At 58.0% G+C, this 2528-nt stretch carries 5 protein-coding genes; 3 read left to right on the top strand and 2 right to left on the bottom strand.

All coding sequences use genetic code 11. The annotated features are described in order from the left end of the window. Nucleotides 1-398 precede the first annotated feature (398 nt). From JWQ24_RS27985 to JWQ24_RS27975, 3 genes are all read left to right on the top strand, one after another. Nucleotides 399-614 (top strand): hypothetical protein, encoded by a 216-nt coding sequence (locus JWQ24_RS27985; protein ID WP_299815708.1) that lies wholly within the window; start codon nucleotides 399-401, stop codon nucleotides 612-614. 197 nt (nucleotides 615-811) lie between these two features. Continuing rightward, complete coding sequence (locus tag JWQ24_RS27980; RefSeq protein ID WP_299812615.1) at nucleotides 812-1045, top strand: hypothetical protein; 234 nt, start codon at nucleotides 812-814, stop codon at nucleotides 1043-1045. 12 nt (nucleotides 1046-1057) lie between these two features. Continuing rightward, nucleotides 1058-1321, top strand: a complete 264-nt coding sequence (locus JWQ24_RS27975) for a hypothetical protein (protein ID WP_299815706.1) — start codon at nucleotides 1058-1060, stop codon at nucleotides 1319-1321. A gap of 88 nt (nucleotides 1322-1409) precedes the next feature. On the opposite strand, the gene JWQ24_RS27970 is transcribed toward JWQ24_RS27975, so the two are convergent. Both JWQ24_RS27970 and JWQ24_RS27965 read right to left on the bottom strand, forming a co-directional pair. After that, the gene (locus JWQ24_RS27970) at nucleotides 1410-1565 is read right to left on the bottom strand and encodes a response regulator (protein ID WP_299815703.1); all 156 of its coding nucleotides are present in this window, start codon (nucleotides 1563-1565) and stop codon (nucleotides 1410-1412) included. Nucleotides 1566-1668: 103 nt separating this feature from the next. Beyond that, a complete protein-coding gene (locus JWQ24_RS27965) occupies nucleotides 1669-1863 on the bottom strand; it encodes a hypothetical protein (RefSeq protein ID WP_299815700.1) in 195 nt (64 codons plus the stop codon). Nucleotides 1864-2528: the final 665 nt, after the last annotated feature.

The raw sequence follows: 2528 nt of genomic DNA, 5'->3' as shown, positions 1-2528 counted from the left end.
CCGGAGTTCGGCGACTTTGACGCGCCGGTGGTGCTGGCGCGCTACGGCGAGGTGCCGCAGGATTTCCAGTAGGCGGGACGGACAGGCCTCCTTCGGCGATCTTCTGCGAGAGGCTAGGGCGGCTCGGCCGTCGTAGCCAAGGCTGCGGAACGACAACTGGAGGGACGCGTTTAAATGCGGGGCCACTCGAAGCCTGTCGGAACATCGGCGGCGGAAAGTAGAAAGCAACATGTCAAAGGAACCAGCGAAGGACGATCCCCGCCAGCAGACAGACTGGCCAAGTTCAAAACAGACAGACAAGCCATGGGACGGCGTGCCGGAGAAAGACCAGGGCCCGCCAAAATCTAAGCCCGACCTGGAAAAATGGAATGACACGAATACCCATTAGGGAGGCGATAATGGGGCTCGCGACTTATTCAATCGTCGCCACGGGAAAGACATGGAGTGTGCTTCATGACGGCGAGTTGGAGGGCGATTTCATCACAAAGGAATCGGCATTTGAGGCAGCAGTCGCGGCCGCATCGCTCGCACTCCGCGAGGGTCACGAGGTTCATGTCTCTGCCCCGGGCAGGGCAGAGGGAAACAAAACCGCGCTAGGCGGGGAAACGAACTGAAAAAAGCAAAGCGGCAGCCCTCCGAGCTGAGGAACCCAACGTAAAATTCCGTATTAGACCATCGCGCCAGCCCCAAGTCTGGCGTGTCAGGCCCCGCTCGCGCGCCTCCCCCAAACTGGTAAACGGCGGGGCCTTTCCTTCTTTGTCGGCAAAAATCCGATGGCAGAAATCTAGGGATTGATCGAGCAGGGACCCCCATGGCGAAGCATCCGACGAAAGTGTCGTGGACTGACGACGAGCTCAAAAAACTCGCGATCTTAGTAGAAAGCGGAGCAACCCTAATACGTGCGTCGGCGGCATTGAATCGCAGTATCAATGGTATCCAGACCAAGGCGCGCGCGATAGGCAAGCCGTTCCTGCCCCTACGGATCCTGCGGAAGAAATGGAACAGCAAACCAGACCAGCCCAGCCCAACGTCTAAGCCTTACTGAGGGATTCTTTGGATGCGCTACGAGCTGCGTCTATTCGACAACGGATGGGTGGTCTGGGACTTTGAGACCAACGCGCCCGCGGCTCTTGAGGGAAAATTGCAGGAAGGTCTCGGCATAGGTGCCGCTGATGACGCAGCCGTCCTCATGAACGAGATTGATCGCATCAACAAGAATTCGCCGCCATCCTTCCCTCCGCCGGAAGAGGACTTCGGCGGCGGCGATATCTGCTCGTTGGAAGCCGCGCCTTCGACTGAGGATGACAAGCCGCTGGAGTAGGGCGATAAGCGGGCCCAAGGCTTGTTACCTGATGGTAAAACCCAAGCTGGTCCGGCCGCCACGGATCAGGGTGAGCCAGACTGCCGGGTCAAAAGAACCCGACGCTCAGGTCCAGCCCGTAACTGGCCACCCAAAGCGACGCCAATAGGCCCAGCCCGCAAAATATCGCGATGATTTCGAATGTCTGGGTTGAGCCTGCTGTTGCCGGAAAGGCCCGTGCAAAAATTCGTGCGATCGCTGCCATGACGCCCTCGAATCTGCCGCCGCCCGCAAGTTCGTCCGGTCGGCAGAATTTAGGTTCAAGCAAAATCGGACACCGACCGAACTACGCCACTCGCAGGTTCAAATTAGGCCACTCGTTTAGCAGCGTCGGAAGTTGCTTTTGGTCCTTCCGATACCGGATCGGGGCCTGACTGAAGCATCCCGTCCGTTCTAACAAAAAGTTCTGTGTGCGGATCGATCGCCAGTCGATCAAACAGTGCCTTAAGTTCAGGCCGTAGGCCGTCGCCGCATAAAGCCGCAATAGAATGAAACTTGCGCATGTCGCACTCCTATGGTGTCAGGAACACCATAGGAGGCCAGAGATCACGAGCCACCCGATTGCCGACAGCGTGTGCCGCAAAGAAAACCCGCCGGTTAGCGCGGTTGATTGCTGTGCGGGTAGCTGATGGAGAAGGCTAATCTCTATCTGGGAATGACGGAGGTTCCGCGCCGCGCCTTTCGATGCAGGCACTGCAGAAACATCCAGCCGGTTGCTGTGGACGCAGCAAGCGGGACTGTCCCCGCATCAGTCACTCAGGCGGGTCTGAGTTCCCCCTTGGTCCAGCCTTCAGCGATCTCGATCGGATCTGGGGCTTCGCACTTCAGGCAGACCCATTGCCGCAGGCTAGTCTCGGTGTGCTTGCGCCACACGCACAACGTCGCGTTGGGCGTAGTATATCGTTCCGGCGACGCTGGCCAATTACTGGGCCCTAAAATCCCCCAGCGATGATGTGTCAGATCGATACCATGCAAGGTTCAAAGAAAACCCGGCGGTTAGGGTGCGTGGCCCGGCAGAGAAAATTTTTGGCGGCGGCTCGTTAAAAGTTACCCCATCGAGCAGGGAGACAAGCCGCCGAAATGATCCACGCTAATGCTTAGCGGCAAGCTGTCGCTCAAGATCATAGACCAGAGATGCTATGCGCTCGATCGTCAATGGATCGAGAGC

The sequence above is a fragment of the Tardiphaga sp. genome (assembly GCF_028290495.1).
GTDB lineage: Bacteria > Pseudomonadota > Alphaproteobacteria > Rhizobiales > Xanthobacteraceae > Tardiphaga.
The sequence above is the reverse complement of the archived record's forward strand: the minus strand, read 5'-3'. Positions and strand labels throughout refer to the sequence as shown.